The 26605-nt window shown below is 71.3% G+C and carries 25 protein-coding genes; 6 read left to right on the top strand and 19 right to left on the bottom strand.

Annotation, left to right across the window (positions count from 1 at the left end; translation table 11 throughout):
• Positions 1-221, top strand: a 221-nt coding sequence (locus Q0M60_RS07175) for a hypothetical protein (RefSeq protein WP_296817772.1), incomplete at its 5' end; no start/stop codon positions are given.
• An 11-nt stretch (positions 222-232) separates the two neighbouring features.
• Here Q0M60_RS07175 and Q0M60_RS07170 read toward each other — a convergent pair.
• Together Q0M60_RS07170 and ctrA are read right to left on the bottom strand one after the other, a co-directional pair.
• Positions 233-679: a hypothetical protein gene (locus tag Q0M60_RS07170; RefSeq protein ID WP_296817770.1), complete on the bottom strand. Its 447-nt coding sequence runs from the start codon at positions 677-679 to the stop codon at positions 233-235.
• Between the two features lie 144 nt (positions 680-823).
• Entirely contained in the window at positions 824-1525 is a 702-nt protein-coding gene (ctrA, locus tag Q0M60_RS07165; RefSeq protein WP_296817768.1) for a response regulator transcription factor CtrA, read from the bottom strand.
• A gap of 264 nt (positions 1526-1789) precedes the next feature.
• On the opposite strand from ctrA, the gene yaaA reads away from it, so the two are divergent.
• Together yaaA and Q0M60_RS07155 are read left to right on the top strand one after the other, a co-directional pair.
• Positions 1790-2578 (top strand): peroxide stress protein YaaA, encoded by a 789-nt coding sequence (gene yaaA / locus Q0M60_RS07160; protein WP_296817766.1) that lies wholly within the window; start codon positions 1790-1792, stop codon positions 2576-2578.
• Positions 2579-2632: 54 nt separating this feature from the next.
• The gene (locus Q0M60_RS07155) at positions 2633-3754 is read left to right on the top strand and encodes a toll/interleukin-1 receptor domain-containing protein (protein ID WP_296817765.1); all 1122 of its coding nucleotides are present in this window, start codon (positions 2633-2635) and stop codon (positions 3752-3754) included.
• Between the two features lie 3 nt (positions 3755-3757).
• On the opposite strand, the gene Q0M60_RS07150 is transcribed toward Q0M60_RS07155, so the two are convergent.
• The gene (locus tag Q0M60_RS07150) at positions 3758-5389 is read right to left on the bottom strand and encodes a peptide chain release factor 3 (protein WP_296817763.1); all 1632 of its coding nucleotides are present in this window, start codon (positions 5387-5389) and stop codon (positions 3758-3760) included.
• 115 nt (positions 5390-5504) lie between these two features.
• Between Q0M60_RS07150 and Q0M60_RS07145 the strand changes: the two genes are divergently transcribed.
• Positions 5505-6482: an MBL fold metallo-hydrolase gene (locus tag Q0M60_RS07145; RefSeq protein WP_296817762.1), complete on the top strand. Its 978-nt coding sequence runs from the start codon at positions 5505-5507 to the stop codon at positions 6480-6482.
• On the opposite strand, the gene Q0M60_RS07140 is transcribed toward Q0M60_RS07145, so the two are convergent.
• The 7 genes from Q0M60_RS07140 to Q0M60_RS07110 form a co-directional block, all read right to left on the bottom strand.
• A complete protein-coding gene (locus Q0M60_RS07140; protein ID WP_296817760.1) occupies positions 6479-8299 on the bottom strand; it encodes a hypothetical protein in 1821 nt (606 codons plus the stop codon). The two genes, Q0M60_RS07145 and Q0M60_RS07140, sit on opposite strands and share 4 nt — an antisense overlap.
• 123 nt (positions 8300-8422) lie before the next feature.
• Positions 8423-8971 carry a DUF4168 domain-containing protein gene (locus Q0M60_RS07135; protein ID WP_296817758.1) on the bottom strand — a complete coding sequence of 183 codons (549 nt, stop codon included), beginning with the start codon at positions 8969-8971 and terminating at the stop codon, positions 8423-8425.
• 129 nt (positions 8972-9100) lie between these two features.
• On the bottom strand, positions 9101-10336 hold the full coding sequence (locus Q0M60_RS07130) for an RNA polymerase sigma factor (RefSeq protein ID WP_296817756.1): 1236 nt from the start codon (positions 10334-10336) through the stop codon (positions 9101-9103).
• Entirely contained in the window at positions 10333-10719 is a 387-nt protein-coding gene (locus Q0M60_RS07125; RefSeq protein WP_296817754.1) for a YciI family protein, read from the bottom strand. The genes Q0M60_RS07130 and Q0M60_RS07125 overlap by 4 nt, the downstream gene beginning before the upstream one ends.
• Before the next feature lie 75 nt (positions 10720-10794).
• Positions 10795-12519: a M48 family metalloprotease gene (locus tag Q0M60_RS07120; protein ID WP_296817752.1), complete on the bottom strand. Its 1725-nt coding sequence runs from the start codon at positions 12517-12519 to the stop codon at positions 10795-10797.
• Positions 12520-12521: 2 nt separating this feature from the next.
• Positions 12522-12917 (bottom strand): hypothetical protein, encoded by a 396-nt coding sequence (locus Q0M60_RS07115; protein ID WP_296817751.1) that lies wholly within the window; start codon positions 12915-12917, stop codon positions 12522-12524.
• On the bottom strand, positions 12907-14625 hold the full coding sequence (locus Q0M60_RS07110; RefSeq protein ID WP_296817749.1) for a CHASE2 domain-containing protein: 1719 nt from the start codon (positions 14623-14625) through the stop codon (positions 12907-12909). Before Q0M60_RS07110 ends, Q0M60_RS07115 begins: the two co-directional genes overlap by 11 nt.
• A gap of 192 nt (positions 14626-14817) precedes the next feature.
• Here Q0M60_RS07110 and Q0M60_RS07105 point away from each other — a divergent pair, with 192 nt between their 5' ends.
• On the top strand, positions 14818-15198 hold the full coding sequence (locus tag Q0M60_RS07105; protein ID WP_296817748.1) for a hypothetical protein: 381 nt from the start codon (positions 14818-14820) through the stop codon (positions 15196-15198).
• 7 nt (positions 15199-15205) lie between these two features.
• On the opposite strand, the gene Q0M60_RS07100 is transcribed toward Q0M60_RS07105, so the two are convergent.
• Entirely contained in the window at positions 15206-15532 is a 327-nt protein-coding gene (locus tag Q0M60_RS07100) for a DUF1491 family protein (RefSeq protein ID WP_296817746.1), read from the bottom strand.
• Positions 15533-15588: 56 nt separating this feature from the next.
• Here Q0M60_RS07100 and Q0M60_RS07095 point away from each other — a divergent pair, with 56 nt between their 5' ends.
• On the top strand, positions 15589-16458 hold the full coding sequence (locus tag Q0M60_RS07095; protein WP_296817744.1) for a hypothetical protein: 870 nt from the start codon (positions 15589-15591) through the stop codon (positions 16456-16458).
• A 154-nt stretch (positions 16459-16612) separates the two neighbouring features.
• Here Q0M60_RS07095 and Q0M60_RS07090 read toward each other — a convergent pair whose 3' ends face one another.
• The 8 genes from Q0M60_RS07090 to Q0M60_RS07055 form a co-directional block, all read right to left on the bottom strand.
• On the bottom strand, positions 16613-17698 hold the full coding sequence (locus Q0M60_RS07090; RefSeq protein WP_296817743.1) for a DUF2336 domain-containing protein: 1086 nt from the start codon (positions 17696-17698) through the stop codon (positions 16613-16615).
• On the bottom strand, positions 17695-18207 hold the full coding sequence (locus Q0M60_RS07085) for a hypothetical protein (protein WP_296817741.1): 513 nt from the start codon (positions 18205-18207) through the stop codon (positions 17695-17697). The genes Q0M60_RS07090 and Q0M60_RS07085 overlap by 4 nt, the downstream gene beginning before the upstream one ends.
• Before the next feature lie 54 nt (positions 18208-18261).
• On the bottom strand, positions 18262-19020 hold the full coding sequence (locus Q0M60_RS07080) for an ABC transporter permease subunit (protein WP_296817739.1): 759 nt from the start codon (positions 19018-19020) through the stop codon (positions 18262-18264).
• Positions 19017-19766 (bottom strand): ATP-binding cassette domain-containing protein, encoded by a 750-nt coding sequence (locus tag Q0M60_RS07075; protein WP_296817737.1) that lies wholly within the window; start codon positions 19764-19766, stop codon positions 19017-19019. Before Q0M60_RS07075 ends, Q0M60_RS07080 begins: the two co-directional genes overlap by 4 nt.
• Positions 19767-19916: 150 nt before the next feature.
• Positions 19917-20915, bottom strand: coding sequence for an ABC transporter substrate-binding protein (locus Q0M60_RS07070; protein WP_296817735.1), 999 nt, complete (start codon positions 20913-20915; stop codon positions 19917-19919).
• Between the two features lie 661 nt (positions 20916-21576).
• Entirely contained in the window at positions 21577-23385 is a 1809-nt protein-coding gene (locus Q0M60_RS07065; RefSeq protein ID WP_296817733.1) for an ABC-F family ATP-binding cassette domain-containing protein, read from the bottom strand.
• 48 nt (positions 23386-23433) lie between these two features.
• Positions 23434-26043: a M14 family metallopeptidase gene (locus Q0M60_RS07060; RefSeq protein ID WP_296817731.1), complete on the bottom strand. Its 2610-nt coding sequence runs from the start codon at positions 26041-26043 to the stop codon at positions 23434-23436.
• 81 nt (positions 26044-26124) lie between these two features.
• The coding region (locus Q0M60_RS07055) for a hypothetical protein (protein ID WP_296817729.1) at positions 26125-26605 on the bottom strand (481 nt) is incomplete at its 5' end.

Below are 26605 nucleotides of genomic sequence, written 5' to 3'. Positions count from 1 at the left end.
GGCAGGCGGCCGAACCGTCGACCCGGAACCAGGCGGAGCTCGACCGCTGGGTCGGGGTCTATCGCCAGGCCGCCGCGGGACTTTCCCTGAGCGAAAGCCTTCTTTCCGAGCAACTCGCCGCGGCTCAGGTCGAGGCGGAGGCTCAGCAGCCGCTGCTGCCGCATTGCAGAGTGGTGCGGGACGCGAACGGCCGCGCCGTCATCGACGACCCGCGGGACTGACCACCGGCGATCTAGCCGCCCTGTGACACCGATCGCAGGCGGCGGAACTGGTATTCGGTCAGGTTGGTCAGCAGCTGTCCGTCGGGCCCGGGCCGAAACGTGTCGGATTCGACGGCGCGCAGACCGCCTTCGCCGTCACGGATGACGCCGTACCAAAGCCCGGTGTCCTCGGCCTGCACCAAGCCGATCAGAGAGCCGAGGGCGTCTCCATTGCGCGCCAGCACGCTGGCCCCAACCGGCAGGTCGGGAGCCGGCCTCGATCGTGGGTCCTGAAGTTCCTCGTTCTCGCGGTCGACCTCGCGGCCGGCCTCGATCCCCGTGCCCGGATCGGGCGCACGGTAGTAGGGGGAGCTGCCGATCCTCTCCCAGGTGCGTCCCGGTATTGGCCACTGGATTGTCTGAGCGGCAGCGTTCCCGGCGCCGAGCGCGAACAAGGCTAAACCGAAGATCAGGCGCATCTTTCGCCCCTTCCCTGGGTCCGCTCCAGCCTAGTCCTGCTCGAACCCTGTCGCAACAAGCCAGAAGGTTGAACCCAAACGAAAACCGCCCGCCAGTTTCCCGACGGGCGGTAATCAACCCGGACGCTTACTGGTGAGGGTGGATCAGGCGGCGACGCTGCCGGACCCTTCCTGGGGGTCGCGCAGCACGTAGCCACGGCCCCAGACGGTTTCGATGTAGTGCTTGCCGCCGGCGGCGGTCGCGAGCTTCTTGCGCAGCTTGCAGATGAAGACGTCGATGATCTTCAGCTCCGGCTCGTCCATGCCGCCGTAGAGGTGGTTCAGGAACATCTCCTTGGTCAGGGTCGTGCCCTTGCGCAGGGAGAGGAGCTCCAGCATCTGGTACTCCTTGCCGGTCAGGTGGACGCGGTGGCCGTTCACCTCGACGGTCTTGGCGTCCAGGTTCACCGCGATCTCGCCGGTGTGGATGATCGCCTGGGCGTGGCCCTTGGAGCGGCGGACGACGGCCTGGATGCGGGCCACCAGCTCGTCCTTGTGGAACGGCTTGGTCATGTAGTCGTCGGCGCCGCCGCCGAAGGTCTTGACCTTGGTTTCGATTTCTGAAGTGCCCGAGAGGATCATCACCGGAGTGTTGACCTTGCCCACGCGCAGCTGGCGCAGGACCTCGAGACCGCTCATGTCGGGCAGGTTCAGGTCCAGAAGAATGAGGTCGTAGTCGTAGATCTTACCGAGGTCGATGCCTTCCTCACCCAGGTCGGTGGTGTAGACATTGAACCCTTCGGACTTGAGCATCAGTTCGATGCTCTGAGCCGTGGCGCTGTCGTCTTCGATCAGCAGAACTCGCATAAAGCCCCCTCCAGGCGAAGCTTGGCCACACGTCCGGTGTCCGAAATCGTTACGGACCGGTTTCCCGAACGCTCACTCCGAAAGACTTAAGAAAGGTTAATCCCAACCCTCAAATCGAATCGTAGGGTGATTTGCGAGTCGCCGTCCAGCGCCGGAGTCAACGATTCGAATCCGGAGACGAAAAAAGTCGCCGAAGCGCTCACCGACCCCCTGACGGGCCGTGCGGATGGGCTAAGAGGACGGGCGATTCAGGAGACCCGTCCCGTGCTCTTCCTCCTCTCGCCGGCCAAGCGGCTGGACTTCAGCGACCATCCCCTGGGGGCGCACGCGACGCGGCCGCGGATGATGGAGGAGACCGCCGCCCTGGCGCGGACGGCCAAGCGGCTCACCGCGCCGGACCTGAAGCGGCTGATGCACCTGTCGGACGATCTGGCGAAGCTGAACCGGGAGCGGTTCAGGGCCTTTGATCCGGAAGCCGAGGGCGGCCTGCCGGCGGCCTTGGCATTCGCCGGCGACGTCTACATCGGCCTGGACGCCCGCAGCCTGGACGGGGCGGCGATGGCCTGGGCGCAGGACCATGTGCGCAGCCTGTCGGGCCTGTACGGCGTGCTGCGGCCGCTGGACGCCATCCAGCCGCACCGGCTGGAGATGGGCACGCGGCTGAAGACGCGGCGGGGATCGAGCCTTTACGACTTCTGGGGCGACCGGATCGCGCGCAGGCTGGATGCGGACCTGGAGGGCCATGCCGACGGGACACTGGTGAACCTGGCCAGCGAGGAATATTTCGGCGCGGTTGACCGCAAGGCGCTGAAGGCGCCGGTCCTGACCATCCGCTTCCTCGAGGAGAAGGACGGTGAGCGCCGGCCGGTGTCCTTCTTCGCGAAGAAGGCGCGCGGACTGATGGCCCGCTGGGCGATCGACAACCGGGTCGAGCGGGCCGAGGACCTCAAGGCGTTCGACGTCGACGGATACCGGCTGGACGAGACCGAGCGCGACGAATGGACCTTTGTGCGGGCGCAGCCTGAGCCCGTCGGGCGTCGGAGAGCCGCCTAGGAGACTGACATGGCGGACTCTCTGGGTTAGAGGTCCGTCGAGGGAGGAGTTTTCATGGCCGACGTGTTCGTCAGCTACGATCGCCGCGATCGGGAGCTTGCGCAGAAGGTTGTTCAGGCGCTGACCGAACAGGGCATGACGGTCTGGTGGGACGACCGGATCACGCCGAACGAGACCTGGGACAAGACCATCGAGCGCGAGCTGGATTCGGCGCGCAAGGTGCTGGTGCTGTGGACCGACTATTCGGTTCAGAGCGACTGGGTGCGGACCGAGGCCGGCGCGGCGCGGGAGGCGGCGTCGCCCAAGCTGATCCAGGCGCGGTTCTCGGACTGCAAGGTGCCGCTGGCCTTCCGCCTGATCCAGGCGGTGGACCTGATGGGCTGGACGCCGCGGCGCAAGCACGCCGGCTGGGACCGGCTGGTGCAGTGGCTGAAGGACGGCCAGGAGGAGAAGGCCGCCGAGGCGCCGGCGGCGCCGGCCGCGCCGGCCGCCGTCAGTTCGGAACCCGCGGCGGCGAGCCAGCCGGTCACGCCGGACCCCATCAGCGCGGCCGAGCCCGCCGAGCCCGTTCCGGCCGAAACGCCCGCCCAGGGCGGGCTCGGCCTGGGGTCCTTCCCGAAGGTCGACCTGCCCAAGGTCGAGATCCCGAATGTGGAGATGCCCAACCTCGACGAGGTCAAGGCGCGGGTCGGCGGCATCGACCGGAAGTGGCTCCTGATCGGGGGCGGCGCTGTGGCGGCCGTGCTGTTGATCGCAGTCCTGGCCATCACGCTGGGTGGCGGCGGTGGGGGCGGAGGCGGCTTCTCCGCGGAGGAGCGCACCACCCTTGGCGGCTATCTGGACAGCTACGCCACGCAGTACGCGCCCGGGCTGGAGGCCGTCATGGACGACGAGCTGGCCCGCATCGCGCCGGGGGCCGCCTATGACTTCGAGGTCGAACTGGGTCAGGGGGACACGGTGCGCGTGCTCGGGGCCTGCGACACCAACTGTTCGGACGTGGATCTCTATGTGACCGGTCCGGACGGGGTCGAGATCGGCAGCGACACCCTTCTGGACGACTATCCGGTCGTCGAGATCCCGAACACCGTGGGCGGCGTCTATACGATCCGTATCGCCATGCCGACCTGCTCGGCCGAGACCTGCATCGGGGCGGCGCGGCTCTACGCGGTCCAGTAGGGCCTAGGCCCGTTCCTTGGTCTTGAAGAAGGCGACCTTCGGGAAGCGTTCGCCGACGTAGCCGGTCTCCCAGGATGACTTGGCGAGGAAGACGGGGGCCTGGTCGATGTCGACGGCCATCTGGGGCCGGTACTTGCCCATGAAGTCCTCGAGGTCGGCGCGGGCGCCGGAGATCCAGCGGGCCTCGGCGTAGGGGGAGGGCTCGAACAGGACCTCCAGGCCGTATTCCTCGCCCAGCCGGTCGGCCATGACCTCGAACTGGAGCTGGCCGACGGCGCCGACGATGAAGTCGGAGCCCAGCTCGGGGCGAAACAGCTGGGTGACGCCTTCCTCGGCCAGGCCTTCGAGCGCCTTCTTGAGGTGCTTGGCCTTGAGCGGGTCCTTGACCCGCACGCGCTGGAGGATTTCCGGCGCGAAGTTGGGCAGGCCGGCGAAGCGGACCAGGCCGCTCTCCGACAGGCTGTCGCCGACGCGCAGCACGCCGTGGTTGGGGATGCCGATCACGTCGCCGGCGTAGGCGTCCTCGGCCAGCTCGCGGTCCGAGGCGAAGAACATGATCGGCGCGTTCACGCTCAGCTGCTTGCCGGTGTTCTGGACCTTCAGCTTCATGCCGCGGCGGAACTGGCCCGACGCCATGCGGAACATGGCGATGCGGTCGCGGTGGTTGGGGTCCATGTTGGCCTGGACCTTGAAGACGAAGCCCGTGACCTCGGCCTGGCCGGGTTCGACCGTGATGGCCTGGGGCTCGGGCGCGTTGCGGGTCTCGGGCGGGGCCTCCTTGCGGGCCTGCATGACCTTGGGCGGCGGGGCCCAGTCGCCGATGGCCTTGAGCAGCTCGTCGATGCCGAAGTGGCGCAAGGCCGAGCCCCACAGGACCGGCGTCATGTGCCCCTCGAGGAAGGCCTGGAGGTCGAACGGCTTGTAGCCGCCCTCGACCAGTTCGAGCGCCTCGACGAGGTCGGCCTGTTCGGAGCCCTCGAAATAGCGGTCGGCGTCGGCCAGGGGCAGGGCGGCCGGATGGTCCGGGTCCTCGTCCGAGCCGGCGACCTTTCGGGCGTAGGGCTGGAAGCGGCCGGTGCCGATCTCGGCCATGCCGCGCAGGCGGTTTCCGCTCTCGGCGGGCCACCAGATGGGCGAGGGGTCGAGCTGAAGCCGGCTGGCGATGTCGTCCAGCAGGGACATCGGGTCCTGGGCCTCGCGGTCCAGCTTGTTGATGAAGGTGATGATCGGGATGTCGCGCAGGCGGCACACCTCGAACAGCTTCAGCGTCTGGGGCTCGATGCCCTTGGCGGCGTCGAGCACCATGATGGCGCAGTCGGCGGCGGTGAGGGTGCGGTATGTGTCCTCGGAGAAGTCCTCGTGGCCCGGCGTGTCGAGCAGGTTGAACATCTTGCCGTCGTGCTCGAACGTCATGACCGAGGCGCTGACCGAGATGCCGCGCTCCTTCTCGATCTTCATCCAGTCCGACCGGGTGCGCCGCGCCTCGCCGCGCGCGCGCACCGCGCCGGCCGCGCGGATGGCCCCGCCCGCGAGCAGGATGTGCTCGGTCAGGGTCGTCTTGCCCGCGTCGGGGTGCGCGATGATGGCGAAGGTCCGCCGACGGGCGGCCTCCTCGGTCAGGGAAAGCTTGGACATGCGGCGGCGCGCTTAGCGCGGCGGGCGGGGAAAGTCACGGCGTGAGCCTGTCCAATCCTTAAGCTGCGCCGCCGGTGATGGGGCGCCAATGTGAGGCGGGACGGGAGGACTGCCTATGTTCGCGGCCACTTTGCTCAGCCTGGCCTTGATCACCCAGGACCCGCCGGCCCGCCCCGCGCCCCCGGTGGCGCGGGAGATCGCGCCGGAGGTGTGGCTGATCCCCGGGGGCGTGACGGAGGACCGGGAGCCGGACGGGAATACGGTGGTGTTCGGCTCGGGCGCCGGGCTGGTCGTGTTCGATACGGGGCGGCATCCCTGGCATCGGGAGGCGATCGAGGCGCGGGTCACGGCGGACGGGCGGCCGCTCGCGGCGATCGTGAACAGCCACTGGCACCTGGACCATGTCACCGGCAACCTGGCGCTGGCCGAACGCTGGCCCGACGTGCCGGTGTTCGCCAGCCGGGCCATCGAGGGCGCGATCGAGGGTTTCATGCGGCCATCGGTGGCGCGCGGGCAGGCCTTTCTCGACAGTGGCCAGGCGCCGCCGGCCCTGGCCGAGGACGTGCGCGGCGACATCGCGGTGATCGCCCGCGCCGAGGAGCTGATCCCGGACCGGGCGCTGGAGGCGGACGGCTCGCTGCCGGCGGGCGACGGGCGGTTGCGGGTCAGGATCGCCGAGGATGCGGCGACGGAGGCCGACGTGTGGCTGTTCGACCCGACCTCGGGCGTGGCGGCGGTGGGCGACCTGATCACCTTGCCGGCGCCGTTCCTGGACACGGCGTGCCCGGACGGATGGCTGGCGGCCCTGGACGAGGTGCTGGCCGAGCCGTTCCGGCTGGTCGTGCCGGGCCACGGGCCGGTCATGGGGCGGGCGGAGGTGGAGCGCTATCGCGCAGCGCTGGGCGCCTTCATCGACTGCGCGCGCGGGACGGCGGAGGCGGCCGTATGCGCCGATGACTGGGCCACGGCGGTCGACGAGTTGCAGGAGACAGCCTTCAACCGCGGCCAGGCCGCGGGCTTCGCGGCCTATTACGTAGGGATGCTGCGCGAGAGCGGGGGGTCGAGCGCCTATTGCCGGGCGCCCGCGCCCTAACCCTCCTCGTCGCGGGGATCCACGATGCGCATCTGGCCGTCTTCCTCGATGAGGCGGCAGGGCGGCCACATGGGGTCATCGAGGGTGGCGTCCTCGGTGCTTCGGGCCAGCGCGTCGGCGGCGGCCTGGGGGGAGGGGTAGGCGCGGACAAGCCGGTTGAACAGCTGGGTCCAGGTCTCGGCCTCGCGAACGGTCTCGGTGTTGGGGTCCACGGCGCGCCAGGCCAGAGCTAGGCCGGTGCAGAACTCGATCTGGGAGACGTTGATCGGACCTGCGCCCAGGGGCGGGCCGGAGCCGCCCGGCGGACCGCCCGGGGCTACGGCGGCGCCCGAGGGCGCGCCGCCCGCCATCCGGGCCTGGATGAGGCCGACCAGGCTGCGGGCCGCCGCCGCGGTTTCGCCGCCGTGCGGGTCGCTGACCAGAGGCGCGAGCAGGGTCAGGGCGTGCCCGAACTCGCCGGCCTGGATCAGCGCCTGGGCGCCCTCGATGCGGATGCTGGGCAGCTGGGGCGCCATTTCATTGGCGGCGAGCCAGGTCTCCAGATCGTTGTCGGTGGGATAGTCCGGGGCGATCCGGCGGCTGCGCGCCAGCGCATAGAGGGTCTGGAAGCTGCCGTTGTCGGCGGCGTAGGCCCGGGCGAGGAAGGCGCGGGCGCGGCCGTAGAGGGCGGCCTGCTGGTCGGGCATCTCGTCGCCCTGGGCCATGAGGCGCTCGGCCTTGAGCTGAAGCGCCTCGACGTTTTCGGGATCGGCCTCGAGCACACGGTCGAGGACGCCGTCGGCGACGGCCGGATCGCCGAGCATGAGCTCGGCGCGGGCCAGCACGACCTGGGCGAAGGGATCCGCCGGGTGGCGGGCGGCCCGCTCGCGCACGCGGGCGAGAAGCTCGGGTCCGCGCGCCTCGTCGACCCAGCTGCGCAGATGCTGGGCGTCGAGCAGCAGGTCGTCGGCGGAGGCCGGCAGCTGGGTGATGGTGACGGGCGGCGGGGCGGACTGGTCCGGCGTCAGCTCCAGATACGGCATGCCGCCGCGCATGTAGGCGCGCAGGACGGCCTCCAGCTGGTCCACGGGGATGCCGGTGGTCTCTGTGAAGGCGGCGACCGGATGACCGCCCTGGTTGAGACGGCGCACGTAGTTACGCAGCTGGGCCATGCGGTTCGGGTCGCTGAGCATGTAGTGGGTCAGCAGCCAGGCCTGGGCGTAGTAGAGCGATCGGGCCTCGGAATCCTGCAGGGCCTGCGGACCGTTGGCCAGCACCTGATCCCACGGCAGCCAGCGGCGGAAATAGTTCAGGGTGTCGGTGCGCCCCGGCGCGTGGCGGCCGACGTAGATGCGCCGCGGATTGATGTCCGTGGTCATGTAGTATTCAGCGTACCCCTCCACGAGCCAGCCCGGATAGCCGGAGGGGAAGTTCGCCAGCATGAAGTGGTGCACGTATTCGTGCATCAGGGTGTCGTCGTCCTCACGGTCGCGGATGGCGATGGCGAAAACGTCGGAGTTGGACCGGACGTAGAGCCCGGCGATGCCGTCGTCCGCCTCGGGCCGGATGGTCCTGAGCTGATCCGAACCGCGCACGAGGTAGATGGGCAGCTTGCGCGCCGGGACGCCCGCGGGGTCCAGGTTGTGCCGGGCCCGCAGCATGGAGTCGAAGGTCTCCAGCTGGAGCACATAGTCGCGCAGGGTGCGCTGGTCGCCCTGGGAATAGACGATGAAGCGAGGACTTTCGGCTCGCAACCATTGGGCGAGAGCCTGGGAGGGGAAGGCGAACAGCCCGATCGCCAGGACGCACACGAGCGCGCCGCGCTGCAACCAAGTCATTGAGGTCGCCCTCCCTTTCCCCGACGGAAGCTATAACGGCCGCGCGGGAGGGTCGAGTCTGGCTTTACCCTGGGTTGCAGGGTGGTGGGGGCTCGGATGGACCGAACCCCCGCTCCCGGGGGCTCAGCCCGCCAGCTGGGCCTCGGCCAGCGCCACGCGGGCGCGCAGGTGCTCCTCGGCGCGGATGGCGGCGCCGATGGCGTTGAAGCGCTCGACGGTCAGGCCGGTCGAGGTCGCGGCCTCGGCCATGGCGGCCTGCTGTTCGGCGGTGGGGGAGCTGGAGCCGCCCGAGGCCGTGCGGACGGCGACCATGGCGCGGGCGAACTGGTCGATTTCGGCGTCGCTGGTGGCGGCCGAGACGCTGGTGGCGGCGGGCTCACCGGCGGCGGCGAGGTCGATGCGGGCGCGAACCACGGCGTCGGACTGGCTGGCGGTGGCGATGGCGTTGAAGCGCTCGGCGGTCAGGCCGGCGTCGGTGACGGCCTGGGCCATCTGGGCCTGCTGCTCGTCGCTGGGCGCGCCGCCGGCGGCCTGCGCGATCGGCATGATCACGTCCAGCGCCTCGGCGTAGGCGGAGAGCTCCTGGTCGGTGAAGGACGGGCTCTGGGCCAGGGCGGAGCCGGCCCCGAACAGGGCGGCGGCGGCGGCGACGGCGGCGATGGTCGAACGCATGAGGTACCTCTCACTGGAAATGAAACGAGGCAGGGGACGGGTCCGCCTGCCTCGCGATCAGTGGGGGGAGCCTAAGGGGGTGATCCCAAAGGGGCAACCCGAGTGCGGCGATGGGCCGCCGTGGCTGCGTCAGGCCGACAGGCTCTCGATCTGGCCGCGGATGTGGGCGGCTTCGGCGGGGGTGTTGGCCAGCGAGACGGCCTGGGAGAAGGCGGCGCGGGCCTCGGAGGCGCGGCCGAGCTGCTTGAGGAGCGCGCCCTTCAGGCCGTGAAAATAGAAATAGCCGGAGAGCTGGCTGGCCAAGGGCTCGATCATGGCGAGCGCGGGCTCCGGGCCGCGGGCCTTCATCACGGCGACGGCGCGGTTGAGCGTGACGACAGGCGACGGCTCCATGTGCTCGAGCGTGGCGTAGAGGCGCTCGATGCCGGCCCAGTCGGTGCGGTCGGCGGAAGGGCTGCGGGCGTGAAGCGCGGCGATTGCGGCCTGGACCTGATAGGGGCCGGGGCGGCCGTGGCGCATGGCCTTGTCGAGCAGCGCGAGACCCTCCGCGATCAGCTTGGGGTCCCAGCGGGCGCGGTCCTGGTCGTCGAGCAGGATGGCGGCGCCCGAGGCGGAGAAGCGGGCGGCGGCGCGGGCGTGCTGGAGCAGCATCAGCGACACCAGCGCCATGATCTCGGGCTCGGCGGGGAAGAGGCGCAGCAGGAGCCGGCCGAGCCGGATGGCCTCCTCGGCCAGGCCGCCGCGTTCCGACGCCGGGTCGGGCGCCGTGTAGCCCTCGTTGAAGATCAGATAGACCATGGCCGCGACGGCCCCGAGCCGCTCGGCGCGTTCGACCTGGCCGGGGGCCTCGGAGGGGACGCCGGCGGCGGCGACCTTGGACTTAGCGCGGGTGATGCGCTGCTCCATGGCGCTCTCGCCGACGAGGAAGGCGCGGGCGATGCGCGGGACCGGAATGCCGGAGACGATGCGCAGCGCCAGCGCGATCTGCTGGGTCGAGGGCAGGTCCGGGTGGCAGCAGACGAAGAGCAGCCTGAGGATGTCGTCGCGATAGTCGGCCTCGTCCAGCCGGTCGGCGAGCGGCGTCTCGGCGTCGTCGAGGTCGGAAAGTTCGCGCTCGTCCGGAAGGGCCCGGGATTTCGAGCGGCGGCGCACGCCGTCCACCTCGGCGTTCCTGCCTACGAAGATCAGCCAGGCGGCGGGGTCGCGCGGCGGGCCCTTGGAGGGCCAGGCGGAGAGCGCCTTGAGGCAGGCGTCCTGGAAGGCCTCCTCGGCCAGGTCGAGGTCGCGGAAGTAGCGGAGCAGGGCCCCGACGGCCCGGGGGCGGGCGGCGACCAGCGCCGCCTCGATCCAGGCCAGGTCGGTCACGCGGGCGGGCTTTCCTTCAGGGCCTTCCAGTCGTGGAAGAAGCCGACGGGGCGCAGCTCATACGACCCGTGCGAGCCCGAGGCCTTGGCCAGGTCCTGCGCGACCGCGACCGCGCCTTCGAGGTCGTCCGCGTCGATGATATAGAAGCCGAGCAGTTGCTCCTTGGTCTCGGCGAAGGGCCCGTCCAGCACCATGGCGTCCTTGCCCTTGCGGACGGTGGTGGCGGCGGTGGTGGGCAGCAGGCGCGCGACCGGCCCGATACGCCCCTGCGCGGCGAGCTTGTCCTGCACGGCCATGAGGCGGCCCATGACGGCCTCGTCCTCCTCTTTGGACCAGGCGCCGACCACATCCTCGCGGTCATAACAGAGCACGGCGTAGAGCACGGGCGATCCTCCTTCGGCGATACGACGCCGGAGGATGGCCGAGGCCGACAGGCGAGGGAAGAAAAAGCGGGGGCCTCACCCGCCCGGGATCGAGATGCGGAAGTTGTCGAGGAGGCCGAGGCCGCGGCGGTCGGTGGAGTTGGTGCGGACGGCGGCGTCGACTTCGCGGCGGGTTTCGGGGGAGAGGTTCTCGTACTGCTGGGGGTCGTTGGGCGACAGGGCGGCCAGGGTGCAGTCCTGGGTCAGGCGCTCCTCGGCGTAGGCGCGGCAGCGGCGCAGGTAGACGAGGCCCTCGCGCTCCTGCCCGTCGGCGAAGGAGACGGCGACCAAGGAGGGCAGGAAGGCCTTTTCGCCGAGCTCGCCGCCGCCGAAGCGGGCGGCGCCTTCGTGGATCACCTGGCGGGCGCGGTCGCGGCGGCCGGCGCGGATCAGCATGCGGACGTGGGCGACGTAGCCGTCGAGCCCCTGTTCCTCCTGCCGGTTGGCCTGGGTGTAAAGGGCCTCGGCCTCATCGATGCGACCGAGGTCGGCGTTGATGCCGGCCGCGGCGTTGAGGATGACCGCCGAGCCGCCGTAGGGGGTGGCTTGGGCGCGCTGGATCTCTGTGAGGGCGCCCTCGAGGTCGCCTTCGCGCCGGAGTTCCTGGGCGGCCTGGAGGGCGTCGACGGCGACGATGGCCTGCAGGTACTCGTCCGAGGCGCGGATCGCGGTCAGACGCTGTTCCTGCGGATCGCGGAAGGCGGCGAGGTCCGGATAGGCGCGGTCGGCGTAGGTCGACAGGCCTTCGCTGCGGGCGTCGGGCGGGCGGTGCCGCTGGCCGAAATAGCCGGAGGCGAATTCGAAGGCGCGCCGGCCGCCGGAGCGGGCGAGGCCGTTGAGCAGGCTGTTCCCCACGCTGCGCAGATCACCGGCCGCGACGGCGTTCAGGTTCACCTGGGAGGAGGCGTCGGCGACGGTTTCGCTGAGCTGTCCCTCCATGGCCTCGGCCAGGGCGCGGCGGGTGTTGAAGTCCGCCTCCATTCGGCCGAAGGCGGCGTCGGCGGCGTCCAGCGCATTGAAGCCGGCGGCCTCGGAGAGGTCGAAGGCAAGCGCGTCGGCCTCGTCCTCCTGGCCGCGCGCCCAGGCGGGTTCGGCGAAGACGTTGATCAGGGTGTTCAGCTGGTCGCTGGCGGCGGCGGCGCGGACCGAGGAGCGATCATCGCCGCCCACCGCGATGCTGCCGTCCTCGCGCGGGCGCATCTGATAGAGCATGGAGGCCATGCCGTAGGCGTCGGCGAGACGCTGGCCATTCCGGCGCTGCTCGCGGAAGCCCTGGTCGTCGGCGAAGTGGCCAAGGCGGACATGGGCCAGTTCGTGGCCGAGAATGTAGGCCAGTTCGTCGTCGGTCTCGGCCTGGGCGATGAGGCCCAACGGCACCATGATCGACCCGTCCGGTAGGGCCATCGGAGCGTAGAAGCCGCTTGCGAGGATGTGGACCTGAACGGGAAGGCGCGGGTCGTGCGGCCAGGGCGCGTCCAGCTCGGCGATCAGGGCGGCGATGGCCGCCTCGGTCCGGGGCATGCGCAGGCGCTGACCGCGGTGAGCGCCCTGGTTGCCGGCCTCGGATGCGAAGGCCAGGCCCGGGCCCGTGCCCACGCGCTGGCTGATTTCGCGGGGGTCGACCTGGGTCAGGTAGGGGCCCTCCCGCCCATCCACCGCATAGCCCCGCCCAGGCAGGAAGCGGCCGAGCTGGGCCGAGGCGGGCGCGGCCGCCGCCAGCAGCGCCAGGGCCCAGGCGAAGCCGAGGAGCCGGCCCCGCACGGTCAAGACCCGCCGAGCCGGCAGTCGCGGCTGGAGCCGCCGCCGGCGTAGGTGCCCGTCGAGATGGCGCCCGACTCGCGGGTCGCGCCGCTGGCCGCCAGACACTGGGCCGAACCGGACTCGTTCAGCTGGAACTCCACATCGATGCCGCGCAGGAAGATGATCTGGCCGCCGTGCCGGATGCCGACGCCCCCGCCGGGCCGCAAGGCCACTATGGGCGCATTGGCCGGGAGATCTCGGCTGCGGATGGGCTGGCCCAGGGGCCGGCCATCGGAGTCGAAGGCGCGCAGCTCGGCGCGATTATAGGCGGTGACGCGGCCCAGCACCGTGTCCTGGGCCTGGACGAACGCGGGCGTGGCGGCGAGCAGGGCGGCGGCGAAGGCGAGGTTACGAAGCATCGGGGGTCTTCTTTCGTCTGGAGCGGGGGCGCGCCGGGGCGGGCGCGGGGTCTGGCTCGGCCGGGACGGGCCGGCGGCGGCGCGACAGGGTGTCGGTCTCGAACTTGAGGCGATCGCCGATCCGGGTGGTCCAGCGCAGGCTCGAGCCGGCGTCCTGGAGCAGGGTGGTGCGGGCCGCCATGACCAGGACGCTGAAGGTCAGCGACAGGATGCCCAGCCAGTTGATCACGGCGCGCTGCCACACTCCGGCGCCGAGCCAGGTGACCAGACCGGTCAGGCCGAGGATGAGAACCGCGAGCAGTCCGTAGTAGATCGGCGTGGCCCATAGCGGCAGCCGGCCTTCGCGGTCGGGGAAGACCTCCTCGAGGATGGCGTTCCTGGCCATGACCGCGACGATCACCGTGAACAGCAGGATGAAGGTCAGCAGCGACTTGAGGATGTCGTCGGTGTTCAGGAAGGTGGTTTCGATGCGGCGGTAGTCGGCGCCGAACTGGACGAGGTTGTCGAGCGCCATGGCGTGGTAGTGGACGCCGGGCAGCTGGCCGTGCAGGGGCGTCGGCGCCCAGTCGCTGTTGCGCATGTGGCTGCCGATCAGGACCAGCCGGTCGGCCAGGACGTAGTCGTAGCGGTCCTGGGTCATGCCGAAGCCGGCGACCAGCCGGTCGTAGCCGAGGTTGAAGGTGTAGGCGCAGGCCTGGCGCTCGCCCGAGCCGACGCCGCGGGCCGCGACCGACTGTTCGAAGACGCGGGTGAACAGGCCGACGTCATGGCGGCACTCCGGCGCGGGCGAGGAGCTGACGGCCTCGGTGAACTCGGCCTGGCGCTCGGGTATGCGGTCGCCCCACACGACGGACATGTCGCTGCGCCAGTCGCGGCGCAGAGCGGTGGCGGCGCCCGAGGGCGGCGCGCGGTCGGCGAGGGCGGCCCGCGCGGCGGCGGCGGCCGTCTCGAAGGCGGGCAGGCCGCAGCCGTTCTCGCCCGTCGCCTTCAGCGCGCGCAGGCAGCCGGCGGCGTAGAGGGCGGCGGCGGGCGACAGGTCGAAGTCGGACACGCCCGGCAGGGCGCGGTCGTCATAGGTGTTGACCAGCGGATAGGCGCGGGCGCCGACGAGCACCGGCGAGAGCAGGGCGACCTGGTCCAGGCGGCGCTGGACGTCGGTCTGGCCCGCCTGTTCGGCGGCGTCCGGCTTGGCCAGGATGATCGGGACGCCGCCGGCCTCGACGATGCAGGCCAGCCGCGTGAGCGGATCGGCCAGGCAGGCCGTGTGGCTGTTCCACGCCTCCGCTCGCGTGGCGCGCGACAGGACATCGACGAGCACTGCGAAATCGGCCTCACCCTCGGGGGTCAGGCCGGCCTGGCCCAGGATGATCAGGTCGGCGAAGACGGCGCGCGGCGGCTGCGAGCCCGCGTTCAGTACGTCCTCGATCATGTAGCCGAGATTGGCGTAGCCGGGCGGCCAGCCGGTCCAGCCCTGACCGCGCAGGGCCGTCAATCCCTCGTCGTCGATATGGACGATGCGGATGAGGTCCTGACCCGGGCGCTCGTCACGGCCGTAGGCGCCCGCCGTCAGGCGCTGCCAGACATCGTCGGATCCGGCGTTGGTGATGTCCTCGAAGCCGAACAGGTTCAGCTTGGAGCCGCCGAGCGCCAGCAGCGTCAGCACAAGGCTGATCGTCGCCGCCTTGGCGATCTTGGCCCATGAAACCACGGCCGCTCCTCCACCCGGCGCAATTCGGCGTTACGGGAGGCGGGGAGTCAAGCGGGGCTGTTCTGGGGACCCGGGCCGGGCGCCCTGGCGCTCATATCTGCTTAACCGCGTTCGCTCACCGGATCGAAAAGGGCCTGCGGGTAGGGTCGTCTCAACGGACGAGAATGCGTCCGGTCGATGGGATGTCCGCTGGTGCTGTTTCTGCTGAACGACGCCGTGTTTGATCTGGCCGAAGGCCTGGCGGTCGATCCGGTGGACGAGCGGCGCTTCGCGCGGCTGGGGTTCGACTATGTGGTCGAGCTGGGCTGCGAGCTGTTCGCGGAGAACCCGATGCTGCATCGCGACGAGCCCGAGCGGGCGCGCCGCCTGGCCTGGTTGATCGCCAGCCGCAATGTCGGGCTGAACGCCGCCCTGTTCGCCGCGCCCGAGGCCGATTGCGCGCCGGAGCTGGTCGAGCCGCGGTTTGCGGTGCTGCCCGACGCGGTGATCCGCCAGCTGAAGTCCAAGGCCTCCAAGGGCCGGCTGACGCCCGTGGCCGCTGACAAGGCGGTCTGGGGGCGGATGGCGGCGTAAGGCCGCCTTATCCCACCTTCTCCACCAGGAAATGCCGTCCCTGGCGGTCCTCGATCTCGATGAGCCAGATGTCAGGGTCGTAGCCGGCCTGGCGCTCGGCGTAGGCGTCGAGGTCGGATTCCGGCGCATCTGGGTGGGGCTCGATCCACAGACGGTCGCCGTCGAGGCCGGTGGTCTCGGCGTAGAGGCGGGCGGTGCGGTTGAGGGTGTCGTAGGCCTTGACCAGGACGGCCCCGGCGCGGGCGTCGCCCCGGCGCACGACGACCGCCGAGGCGCCGGCCAGTTCGGCGCGGCGGACGAGAGCCGCGACCCAGACATCGGTGGAAATCAGCAAAGCCTTAACCGTAACCGGAAACCGAACCGCAAAGCCGGCGTGGTTAAGGTGAGGCCATGCGCATCCCGAGCCAAGCCCGAAACAGCTTCGCCGTGCTCGCCGCCGTGGGCGGGCTGGCGCTGGCCGGCGCCGCCCAGGCGGGTCCGGCCGACATCTATTACGAGCGCGCCTTGATGAGCGCCGCCCACGCAAGGTGCGGCCTGTTCACGCGGGCGACGGCCCAGGCGCTGGAGGCCGGGGCGGCCCAGGCGCGCGGCGCGGCCCTGAGGTCGGGCGTCAGCGAGGCGGACCTGAACGGCGTGCGCCAGCGGGCGCGGTCGCGGGCGGCGGCGACGGCGTGCGACTCCCAGGACCTGAGGACGGCCGCGGGCCGGGTGCGCTCGGCCTTCGAGGCCTGGTCGCGCACGGCGCGAATGGAGTTTCCCGGACAGGGGAGCGCCTGGTCGGTCGACCGGCGCGCCTATCGCACGCCGAGCTGGCTGGTGCGGCAGGACGCAGGCTCGGGCGCGAACGCCGTGGTGTTCGGCTATGCGGGCGGTGAGGCCGGCCAAGCCCTGGCGCTGGCGGCGCGGCCCGGCCGCGGCGAGCGCTTCGCCTCGGCGCGGATCGTGGTGCGGGACCCGTCGCGGGCCGGCTCGGCCTGGCTGCCGCGCGCAGGCGTGGCCGCGACGCCGCCGAGGTCGTCCAGTCGGGTGTTCCTGGCGAGCGCGCAATCGAGCGCTGAGCCGACCCTGGCGCCGGGAGGGGGCGCGGGCGGGGTGCTGTTCAGGTTCCCCACCGCGGCGGCGGATGCGCTGGGCGTGCTCGATCCGCGCGAGCGGTTTCTGGTGGAGCTGGTGCGGGTCGATGGATCGGTGCGGACGGTGACGCTGGGCGTGGGCGATTTCGCCGCGGCGCGCGCCTTCCTGGCGATGGGGACGCTGTAGGGCGGCTGCCACCCACATCTACCGCCTACCCCGGCGAAGGCCGGGGTCCCGATGAAATGACGCAGGCGGTGGTCCAGGCAGCTTAATCGCAGCCGACGCGAGAGTTCGGAGCTCTATGATCTGGACCCCGGCCTTCGCCGGGGTGAGCGGTAGATTAAGCGGCGAGTTCTGAGCCGGTCTGGCGGCGCATGCGCCAGAAGCGCAGGGTGCGAAGCGCCGTGTCGCGGGGGAGCTCGGCGTACATGCGGCCGTAGGACTGGGCCCTGGCCATGCCGTCGCCTTCGCGGCCGAGGAGGACGACGGCGTAGGTGAGAAACAGGGCGCGTTCGAGGTCGGCGGCCTTGCAGACCACAGCGAGCGCATCGAGCTCGCAGCGGTCGATGATGCTGCGCGCGGTCTGGAAATCGATCTCGGCGAGTTCGGAGAGCGCGATGAGGAATTCGGTGCGGCCGCCCGAGCGCAGGAAGCGGGCCAGCATCTCGGGCGTGAGCGCCCCGGCGGCGCGCAGCTCTCGGATATAGGCCTGGGCGGTCTCGAAATCGGCGGGCAAGGCGCCGTCGGCGGCGGCGAGGCGGTCGCGGCCGGCGGCGAGCGCCGCCTCAAGGGCCTTTGGATCCAGCTTGGAGTTCTGTTCGAGGATGCGCTGGCGCAGGCCGGCCTCGACCACGAAGTACATTTCGTTGAGCAGGTCCGGCGGCAGGTTGGCGCGATTGACCACCGCCTCGTGGAGAGCCGGATTGGCCTGGGCGCGGTCGACCACGGCCTCGGACGTGGCGCGCGAGAGACGCGCGCCTTCGTTGCGGACGAGCTGGTCGACGGTCTCGTCGTCGCCGCGCTCGACGATGACCTCGGAGACGGCCTCGGGCACGACGGCGCGGCCGGACACGGCGCGCAGGTGGCCCTGGCCCTTGGTGCGGACGACTTCGAGCAGGTCGTCCTCCTCGAGCGCCGGGGAGTCGCGCAAGACCGGCCCGGCCACCGCCTCGGTGTCGAGCGCCAGCTTGCGGGCCAGGGAGCGGGGCGTGGCGGGCGAGGGGCCGAAGCGTTCGGCAAGTTCGACGCGGACAGCCTCTTCCATCTCGGCGGTGAGCTGGCTGAGAACCTCGCCGTAGAGGGCGAGCTCGGTCGGGTTGTGGGCGTCGGTCCCGAAGAAGACATCGGTCACCTCGCGCAGGAGGGCGCGGCGCTTTTCGCTCGACGGCTCCTTGGCGAGGTCGATGAGGTCCTGAAGGCGGCTCAACGCGGCTGCTCCAGGAGTTGGGCGAGCTGGTCGGGCGGCAGGTCGCGCAGGATGTCCATCGCCTCCTGGGCGGTGGCCAGCCGGTCCTGCTCGGCAAGCGAACGGCCGGACGGGACCGCCAGGACGACCTGGGTCCCGTCGGAGGCGGCGCGTTCGCCGGCCTGGGGGATGGGGTCCGGTTGACGGCCGGCGGCGCGATGTACGGAGTAATAGCGCGGCGTCGGGCTTTCGACCGTGGCCGAAGCGGGGACGGTCGGAGCGCTGAGGCGCGGGACGGGCTGGGTGACCGGCGGGGGAGGCGGCGGCGGGGTCTCGACCTCGGTCTGGACGCGCGGCGGGGCCAGACGGCGCGGGCGCTGCGGTTCGGGCCGGGTCTGCTGCACCGGCGGGCGGCCGGGCCAGGTGAGGTAGCGCAGGCCGGCCTCGCGCGCGCTCTCCTGGGCAGCCGCGGGCTGGGCGGCGAAAAGGAGGGCGGCCGCGCCGCCGAGCAGGAGAAGTCCGCGAGCCATGAAGGCGATCCCCGAAAGGTCCGCGAGAATAGGGATCGCGCGCTTGCTCGCGGGTTAACGCGCGCCGGACCAGGCGGCGAGCGCGCGGCGCCGCGCCAGGCCGATCAGGGCGTGGACGACGAGGCCTAGCGCGGCGAGAACCACCAGGGCGGCGAACATCTCGGCGGTGCGCAGGCGGTTGCCGGCCTCGAGGATGCGCCAGGCGAGGCCTTGGCTGGCCCCGGAGCCGGCGACGAACTCGGCCACCACGGCGCCGATGACGGCCTGGCCGGCGCCGACCGACAGGCCCTCAAGCATGAAGGGCGCGGCGGATGGAAGGCGCAGGCGCAGGAGCCGGTCGAGCCGCGAGGCGCCGTAGAGGTCGAAGAGACGTTCGAGGTCCGGATCGGCGGAGGTGAGGCCGGTGAGCGCGCCCGAGAAAAGGGGGAAGAAGGCGACGACGGCGGCGAGCGCCGTGACGGCGCGCTCGCTGTTCTCGAGACCCGCCCAGATGACGACGAGCGGCGCGATGGCGACGACGGGGGTGACCTGGACGGTGACCGCCAGCGGGCGGAGCGCCGAGGCCGCGGTGCGGCTGGCTGCGGCGAGGCCGGCCAGCAGGCCGGCGACGATCACAGCGGCGAGCAGGCCGGACAGGGCCATCATCAGGGTCCGCCCGGCGGCCTGGAGCAGCAGCGGCCAGCGCTCGGCAAGCGCGCGGGCGACGTCGCTGGGGGCGGGCAGGAGGTAGACGGGGACCTCGAGCAGGCGGCAGGCGGCCTCCCAGCCCAGCAGGATGAGGGCGAAGGCCAGCCAGGGGGCGAGCGCCCTCATGCCGCCGCTCGGGCGGATTGGATGGCGGCGTAGGCGGCCTCGACCGTGTCGCGGAAGGCGGGCGTGGCGCGGAAGCCTTCGGAGCGAGGCAGGCCGGGTGGAGTGGCGATCTCGGCGGCGATGCGGCCGGGCGCGGGCGTCATGACCAGGACGCGGTGGGCCATGTAGACGGCCTCCTCGACGTCGTGGGTGACGAAGAGGACGCCGGGTTTGGTCTCGGACCAGAGGGCAAGGACGTCGTCGATGACCTCGCGACGGGTGAGGGCGTCGAGCGCGGCGAAGGGCTCGTCGAGCAGGAGCAGGCGGGGGCGGGTGACCAGGGCGCGGGCGAGCGCGGTGCGCATGGCCATGCCGCCGGAGAGCTGGGCGGGCTTGAGGCCGGCGGCGTGGGTCAGGCCGACACGGGCCAGCGCGGCGTCGGCGGAGGCTTTCGCTTCCCTGTCGGGGATGCCGGAGAGGCGCAGCGGCAGGACGATGTTGGCGCGGGCGGTGAGCCAGGGGGCGAGGGTGGGGGCCTGGAAGACCATGCCGATGTCGCCGGGGCCGACCTGGCGGCTGACCTGACCGGCGGTGGTCGGCTGGAGGCCGGCGAGCAGGCGGAGCGCCGTGGACTTGCCGCAGCCGGACGGGCCGACGAGGGCGGTGATCTCGCCGGGGCGGGCCTCGAGGGACAGGGGGCCAAGCGCGGGGCCGCGGCCGGGGTAGGCGACGAGGGCGTCGGAGAGGGCGGCGAGAGACTCGCTCATCTTCCGCTTACCCCGGCGAAGGCCAGGGTCCGGATGACATGGCCGGGCATTCGCCCCGGAGGGCGTCGTGAGCGATCACTGGAGCGGCGGGGAGTCATACGATCTGGGCCCCGGCATTCGCCGGGGTGAGCGGACATTGGGACGGCCTGCTCACCCGGCCTGGACGAAGTCGAGGGTGAAGGCCGAGCGCCAGTCGGTGTCGGGGTCGAAGACGCCGGCGGACGAGGTGACCTCGAAGAACTCGCGCCAGCGCTCTTCGGTCATCATGCCGATGGTCTCGCCTTCGCCGGCGACGATGTCGTTGGCGACCAGCGCGGTCCGCGCATAGTCGAGCAGGTCCTGGCTCATCTCGGGGTTGGCTTCGCGGATGAGGCGATTGGCCGGCTCGGGGTCGTCGTTGAGGTAGGAGCGCCAGCCCTCGGCCGAGGCCTCGATGAAGGCGGCGACGGCGTCGCGGTTATCGCGGATCAGGGCGTCGGGGGCGAGCACCATGGTGGCGTAGGAGGGGTAGCCTTCGTCGGCGAGGAGGAAGACCCGCGGCTCGAAGCCAGCCTCCTGCTGGATGGTGTAGGGCTCGCTGGTCAGATAGCCCTGCTGGACGGCCTGGGGGTCGGCCAGGAAGGGGGCGGGGCTGAAGGTGTAGGCGCGCACCTGGGCGTCGGTGAAGCCGTAGCGCGCCTTGAGCCAGACCCAGAAGGCGGTGATCGAGGCGTCGGCCAGCAGGATCGGCCGGCCGGTCAGGTCGGCGATCGACTCCAGGGCCGGATCCGGATGGGCGATGAGGACCTGAGGGTCCTTCTGGAAGAAGGCGGCGACGGCGCGGACGGGCGCGTTCTCGGCCGCGAGCGTCATCGGGATGAAGCTGTTGGAGCCCATGCCGAGTTCGACCGAGCCGGAAGCCAGCAGGCGGGGCACGTTCACCGACGGTCCGCCCTGGACGATCTCGACGTTCAGGCCGCGCTCCTCGTAGAGGCCGCGGGCCAGCGCCTGATAGAAGCCGCCGTGCTCGGCCTGGGCGCGCCAGTCGGTCGCGAAGCGGATGCGGATACGGCCGTATTCGTCGACGCGCGGACGGCGCGGCTGGCAGGCCGCGAGCGCGGCGGTGACCGCGCCGGCCCCAAGGCCGCCGATCAGGGCTCTGCGATGCATGCCGGCGAATCCCCGAAAGCGCACGGGAACAGCGTAATGGCGAGCGGGGGGATTGGGAAGGTTTGTGGGTGGGGCTTGCCCTTACCTCCCGCCGGAGACGGTCGCGCTCCCGTGGGCGGGGCGATGGCCTCCACGCTGCGCGGGCGAGGAAAACAGGGCCCAGAAACGGATCGAGGGGCGATGCTCCGGGCGAACCCTCGGCATCGGCCCCTCACCAAGTCCGGGTTGGACGTGGTCCGTTACGGTCGGGCCTCGGCGTCCTGGCGGCGGGCGAACCCGGCGCCGTTCGGCTGTTCCCTTCGCACCTGGGCCTCGATGGCAGGCAGGTTCCCCTGCTGCTCCGTCAGCCCGGCTCCTCGGCGGGTCGCCCCGCTCCAGAACCCCGATCCGGTGTCCGCCGGGTTCCCCCGTCGGGCCTTGATCGGAAGCCGTCTTCGCCGCTTGAAGCCCGGGTCTCCCCGGAGTTCCGCGCCGCGATGTCCGTCGGCGAAATCAAGGTCACACCGAACCGATTTGGTGACAAGCGGCTTGATCGGCCGCCCTGTGCGAAACGACGACGAGCGCGGTGGATAACCGGTGTTCGACCGGTGGACGCTTTCAAAAAACCGTCACAATGCAGAGGCGTGAGTTGTCCCCAGCAAATGGCGGGACGGCGCCGAAATCAGGCCGACAGCGCGGCCTTCATGTCTTCGAGCCGTAGCCAGTCCTCTTCGGCGAGGGCCAGGCGCGCGCGGGTGGCGTCCAGGTCGGCGGACAGTTTGTCGAAGCGCCTGCGGTCGGACGCGTACAGGGTCGGGTCGGCGAGGGCGGTTTCGAGCTTCTCGATCTCGGCGGGCAGGGTTTCGAGCTCGCGCTCGGCCTCTTCGAGACGGCGGGCGTCCTTGTAGGAGAGCTTGGCGGACGTCTTCGGAGCGGGGGCGGACTTGCCCCCCTCGGTCGCTGCGCGACTACTCCCCTCAGGAGGGGGAGAGACGGGCGTGAGAAAGCCCGGATTCTGGCGGACGAAGTCCGTCCAGCCGCCGGGGGTCTCGACGGCGTTTCCGCGGCCGTCGAGCGCGATGGTCGAGGTGGCCAGGCGGTCGATGAAGTCGCGGTCGTGGCTGACGAGGATGAGGGTGCCGTCGTAGTCCTCGAGCAGGTCCTCGAGCCGGTCGAGCGTCTCCATGTCGAGGTCGTTGGTCGGTTCGTCGAGCACCAGCAGGTTGGCGGGCTTGGCGAGCGCGCGGGCGAGCAGCAGGCGGTTGCGCTCGCCGCCCGACAGGGTCGAGACCGCCTGGCGCAGCTGGCCTTCCTTGAACAGGAAGTCCTTGGCGTAGGCGGCGACGTGCTTGGAGTGGCCGCGCACCAAGACGGAGTCGCCGCCGCCGGGGGTCAGGGCGTCCCACAGGGTCATGTCGGAGCGGAGATCGGCGCGGGCCTGGTCGAGGTAGACGGGCTCGAGGTTGGCGCCGAGGCGGATCGAGCCTGCGTCGGCGTGCATCTCTCCGAGCAGCAGGCGCACGAGCGTGGTCTTGCCCGCGCCGTTCGGGCCGACGACGGCGAGCCGGTCGCCGCGCATGACGCGGGTGGAGAAGGGCTTGAGGATGGTGCGCTCGCCGAAGCCCTTGGAGACGCCCTTCAGCTCGGCGACGAGCTTGCCCGAGGTCTGGCCGGAGTCGACGCCGAGCTGGATCTCGCGCGGGAGATCGGCGACGCGGCGGGCGCGGTCCTGGCGCAGCGCCTCCAGCCGGCGGGCGCGGCCCTCGTTGCGGGTGCGCTGGGCGGTGATGGAGCGGTAGAAGGTGTAGGTCTCGCGCTCGATCTCCTTGGTCAGGCGGCGCAGCGATTCGGCCTCCTCCTCGGTGACCTTGGCGGCCCAGGCGTCGAAGGCCTTGAAGCCCTTGTCGAGGGTGCGGACGCGGCGGTTTTCGAGCCAGAAGCAGCGCCTGGTCGTCCGCTCCAGGAAGGTGCGGTCGTGGCTGACCATGAGGACGGCGAAGCGGGCGCCGGTCAGCTCGCGCTCGAGCGTCTCGATGGCGAGGATGTCGAGGTGGTTGGTCGGCTCGTCGAGCAGCAGCAGGTCAGGCTTTTCGGCGAAGGCGCGGGCGAGATCGGCGCGGCGCGTCTCGCCGCCGGAGAGGCGCTCGGTGGTTTTTTCGGGATCGAGGCCGAAGGTCTCGAGCCACTGGTCGGCGGCCCAGGGATCGGCGCCGCCGGAGACGGCGTGATCCCGCAGGATCGGGCCCTGGATGTCGGGCTCCTGAGGCACGAAGGCGAAGCGCGTCCCGGCCTGGACCGAGCGCTCGCCCGAGTCCGGCTCGATGAGGCCCATGACGATCTTCATCAGGGTGGACTTGCCCGCCCCGTTGCGGCCGACGAGGCAGGCCCGGTCGCCCGGCGCGATGGCGAGATCGACGCCGTCGAACAAAGGGTTCGGACCGTCCTGAAGACGGACGTCGCGAAGCGCGACGAGGGGAGGCCGGGCGGACATGAGGCGGGGGGTATATAGGCCCTCGGCCCCCGGGCCTAGGGCCTGGGGCTACTGAGCCGCGCCGCGGAAGATGGCGTTGAGGAAGAGGACGTCCAGGCCGCGCAGGTAGCCGCGGAAGGTGGGGTCCTGGGTGAAGCCGATGACCTGACCCTGACCCATGGGCCGGACCATCACATAGGGCTTGAAGGCCAGCTGGCGGCGGTTCTCCTCCCACAGGTGGCCGGCGACGAGCAGGTCGGATGCGGCCGGGAAGCGGGCGACGTTGACGCCTTCGTCGCGGCGCAGCGGGCTGTAGATGGCCGAGCCGTTGACAAGGACGTTGAGGCGCGAGGGCAGGCCTGTCGAGAGCCAGTGGTCGGGCTCGAGCTCCACCTCGGCGAGGACGCCGAGCACGTAGTCGGGCTGGGCCTCCGTCGGGGCGATGGCACCGGCGTAGCTATCGGCGTCGGCGATGAGACCCGGGGCTGCGTCGGCGTCCTCAGCGCTGGGCAGGGTCTCGCGGGTGGTCGGCAGGAAGGCGTTGTCGCCGGCGATGAGGAAGTCGGTCGCGGCGCCCAGGCCGATCAGGACGCCGCCCTGCTGGACCCAGCGGCGCAGGCCTTCCGCCTCGCCGAAGGCCTCGGCGTAATCGCCGCCGTCCGGCAGGATGACGACCTGGTAGCGGCCGAGGTCGCCAGAGGCGAGCTGGGACGTCCGGACGATGGAGACGGGGTAGCCGTAGCGCTGCTCCAGAACGTAGCGAACGGCGCCGGCGGCGGACGGGTCGGTGGGGTCGTCCCAGGCGAGCGCGATGCGCACCGGCGGGATGACCGGCGAGCGGTCCGAGGCGAAGGAGGGACCCTCCGTCACCCAGGTGTCGGCCACGCCGATGATCTGGGCGCCGCTCTCGGCGGCGAGTTCGCGCAGGACGGACTCGAGGGTCTCGGGTTGACCGGCGCGCTGGATGATCAGGGAGCCTTCGGGGAAGGACCGGCCGCCTACGGTGAAGCCGGCCTCGGCCGAGCGGATGCGCAGGCCGGCGCGCAGGCCGCGGGTCAGGACCTCCATGCCCTGGGAGCCAGCGGGGACGATCCAGGCGACAGACTGGGGATCGCCGGTGACCATGCCGGGCCGCTCGTCAGGGGTGGCCGGTTCGGCGGCGACGCCCGGCGTGTTGCGGCACTGGGCGGCGTCGACGTTGAACATGACCGGCAGGGACCAGGCGGTGACGTCATAGACCTCGGCGTACTCGCCGCGCGCGCGGCGCTGTTCCTGCAGCTCGATGAACTCGGGCCGCATGGTGATGGACGGGTCGATGAGGACGCGCGCCATGCGGCCGAGCGGCTGGCCGAGGCGGACGATGTAGTCTCCAGCCTGATAGTTGCGGCCGCAGGCGGTGAAAGTGGAGGCGGCGCGGGAGACCTCGACGCCCTGGCGGGTCAGGAGCGCGGCGAGCGCGTCGGCGGCGCCGGGATCGGTCGAACCCCGCGAGAGGATCCAGGCGGCGGAGCCGCCCTCGGCCATGGCCTGGCGGTGGTAGCCGCCAAAGTCGCTGAGCAGTTGGGCCCGGTTGGCCGCGGCCGTGCGGATGGTCGAGAGCGAGGCCAGGAAGTGGTTCCGGACGGTGGTCCAGTAGGTCAGGATCTCGCCGGACGAACGGCGGGCGGCGAGGCCGCGGGCCGAGCCCTGCTCGTAGGTCATGCCCACTGCGCCGAGGTAGGACGGAAAGCCGTCGCCGTAACCCGGATAGAAGGCGTCGAAGACCTCGCGGGTGAAGTACTCGACCCCGTAGCGGTCGAAGACCTGGGCCGTGGCGCGGCCGAACAGGTGGCGGGCGCGCAGCTGGGCCTCGGGCAGCAGCGGATTCAGCGGCTCGGCCTCGGGCGGGAAGAAGAAGGTGTCATCGGTGCCCATCTCGTGGGCGTCGACCACGACCTGGGGCCGCCACTGGAGCATGAGGCCGACGTGGCCGCGCGTCTCGGGCTGGGTCAGGGCCAGCCAGTCGCGGTTGAGGTCGAACAGGTAGTGGTTGAATCGGCCCGACGGCCAGGGCTCGTCGCGCTCGACGGACGAGGCGTCGGGGTCGGGCTCGAGGCCCAGGCCGGCGTAATAGGCCTGCATGAAGCGGTCGCGGCCGTCGGGGTTCTGGGTCGGGACGATGATGACGACGGCCTGGTCCAGCCACTGGGCCACCTCGGCGTCGCGCGAGGCGAGCAGGTGGCGCGCGGTGGCCATAGCGGCCTCGGCGGGGCTGATCTCGTTGCCGTGGACGCTGTAGGCCAGCCAGACGATGACCGGCTGGTCCGGCAGGGCGGCGGCGCCCAGCCGCGGGTCAGCCAGCGCCAGGGAGCCGGCGCGGATCTGCTCCAGCCGGGCGATGTTCCGGGCCGAGGAGATCACCGCATAGGGCAGCGGGCGGCCCTCCCAGGTCTGGCCGTAGCGGCCGAGCAGCATGCGGTCCGGCGCGGCGGCGGACAGGGCCTCGAAATAGGTCAGGACGTCGGCGGACCTGGAGAGCCGCTGGCCTAGCGCATAGCCGAGGACCTGTTCCGGCGCGGGGATGGCTGTGTCGTAGGTCTGGCCGGGGATCAAAGGCAGGGCGCGCTCGGGCGCCTGGGCGAGCGCGACGGCGGGCGCGGCGAAGACCAGCGCCAGGATCAGGAACAGACGAGCGAGCATGCGGACCCCCAGTAACGGGGCGCAGTTAGGCGGGCGGCGCCGCTGCTGGCAAGCGGACGAGAGCGCCGTCCCTCATCCGGATCAGGCGGAGCAGTCCGCCACGTGGCCCTCGCGGCGCGCGACCCCTGCGCCGTCGGCGACGCCCCAGACGCCCAGGTCAGCGAAGCAGGCCACGAACTCGGCCTCGTCATAGGCTCCGGCGGTCTGCTCACGGCGCTGCGCCCCCGAGCCGCTGCCGATGACCTGTTCGGCGAGATCGACCCAGTGGTCGGCGCATTCGACCTGCTGGGGGATGCAGCTGGGGTTCAGGGTTCGGCAGCGGGCGAGGTCGACGCCATCGTCGTCCCGGCCCAGGACCTCGCAGCGCAAACTGGGCGCCTCGGCGTACTGCCGGTGAATCTGGCCGGCGAGGAATTCCAGCGCCTCTCGGGCGCGGGTGATCTCCTCGGTGAGCAGGACGCGCGCCTCGGCCTCGCAGGCATAGGGCTCGCCCCCGTCGTCGGCGCAGGGCGTTCCAGGCGTCGGCACGGCCAGGCCCCACAGCCGCAGGCGCCGGCCGTCC

This window comes from Brevundimonas sp., assembly GCF_024711105.1.
Taxonomy (GTDB): Bacteria; Pseudomonadota; Alphaproteobacteria; order Caulobacterales; family Caulobacteraceae; genus Brevundimonas.
The sequence above is the reverse complement of the archived record's forward strand: the minus strand, read 5'-3'. Positions and strand labels throughout refer to the sequence as shown.